Origin of the sequence: Bradyrhizobium sp. PRIMUS42 (assembly GCF_023006515.1) — a bacterium.
Classification (GTDB): domain Bacteria; phylum Pseudomonadota; class Alphaproteobacteria; order Rhizobiales; family Xanthobacteraceae; genus Bradyrhizobium.
Genome location: NZ_JALBGZ010001181.1, coordinates 1 through 1,216 on the forward strand (window position 1 = coordinate 1; position 1,216 = coordinate 1,216).

Consider the following 1,216-nt stretch of genomic DNA (forward strand, 5'->3'; position numbering starts at 1 on the left):
GAGCCGCGGGTGAGCGCGGCGGCCAGCGTGTAGAGCACGCCGGTGCCGGGCGAGGCGACGACGATCAGCGAGGTGAGCAGGAAGGACCAGGACATGGGCGGACCTTATCAGCCCGCCTCGCGGGGAGAAAGCCGACCTTCCCGGCGCCCCTCAGGACAGCTGTGCGAGCTCGGCCTCGCGCAGAACGTCGAGTGGCGCCCAGGGTTTGGCCCAGAACTTGGCGCCCGCGGGCAAGGGCTGCATCAGGGGGCGGCCGGAGGTGACGACGATATCGAGCCTGGGATTGCGGTCCTTGGCGACATGCGCGAGCTCGACCCCGTTCATGCGGCCGGCAAGCTGGACGTCGGTCATCATCAGGCAGAGCACGCCGGCACTCTTGTCGAGCACGCGCTCGGCGGCCTCGGCGCTTTCGCACTGGATGACCTGGTAACCACTCTCTTCCAGCAGAAGACTCAGCATCTCCCGCTGCATGACGTCATCCTCAACGATCAGCGCTGTCGCACGAAATGGCTGTGCTTGTCCCATCAGCGTCTCCCAATGCTTGCTTGCGTAACGTATGTTAAGGAGCCAATTCGCTCTCGGTTCGGTTCCATTCTGAAAAAATGTAAATCATAGTTCCATCGACGAGGGCTTGACGGGGGACATCATGACTGCGATTCGCGGCGCCGTCGCCATCACGGGAGCGGCCAGCGGCATCGGCCGCGCGCTGGCCATCGAGCTTGCGCATCGTGGCTGCGATCTCGCGCTGGCCGATCGCGACGAAGCCGGGCTGAAGAGCCTCGCGACGGAGATCGGAGCAACACGCAAGGTCAGCCTGCACCGCGTCGACGTCGGCGAGGCGAGCGACATCGCACGGTTCGCGGCCGAGGCCATAGCGGCGCATCCCGCGCTCGGCATCGTCGTCAACAATGCCGGCGTGGCGCTAATGGGCTCGTTCGAGGAGATCGACCAGGCGCAGATGGACTGGCTGTTCGACATCAATTTCTGGGGCGTGGTGCACGGCACGCGCGCCTTCCTTCCGCATCTGAAGACGAGACCGGAGGCGCATATCGTCAACCTCTCCTCGATCTTCGGCATCATCGCGCCGCCGGGCCAATCGGCCTATGCGGCGGCGAAATTCGCGGTGCGCGGCTTTTCCGAGAGCGTGCGGCACGAGCTCGCAGTGGCGGGCAGCCCCGTCAGACTGTCGGTCGTGCATCCCGGCGGCGTCGCGACC

The 1,216-nt window shown here is 65.6% G+C and carries 2 protein-coding genes and 1 pseudogene; 1 reads left to right on the top strand and 2 read right to left on the bottom strand.

What is annotated here, in order from left to right; genetic code table 11:
* Both MOV75_RS38810 and MOV75_RS38815 read right to left on the bottom strand, forming a co-directional pair.
* Positions 1 to 95 (bottom strand): annotated as a pseudogene (locus tag MOV75_RS38810) (LysE family translocator); the annotation flags it as partial.
* A gap of 55 nt (positions 96 to 150) precedes the next feature.
* Positions 151 to 525, bottom strand: a complete 375-nt coding sequence (locus MOV75_RS38815; RefSeq protein ID WP_246932778.1) for a response regulator — start codon at positions 523 to 525, stop codon at positions 151 to 153.
* A gap of 121 nt (positions 526 to 646) precedes the next feature.
* Between MOV75_RS38815 and MOV75_RS38820 the strand changes: the two genes are divergently transcribed.
* Positions 647 to 1,216: SDR family oxidoreductase (locus tag MOV75_RS38820; protein ID WP_247008125.1), on the top strand; the 570-nt coding region annotated here is incomplete at its 3' end.

Coding starts and splice junctions, on each gene's coding strand:
- MOV75_RS38815 (WP_246932778.1), bottom strand. CDS start 525: ATGGGACAAGCACAGCCATTTCGTGCGACAGCGCTGATCGTTGAGGAT.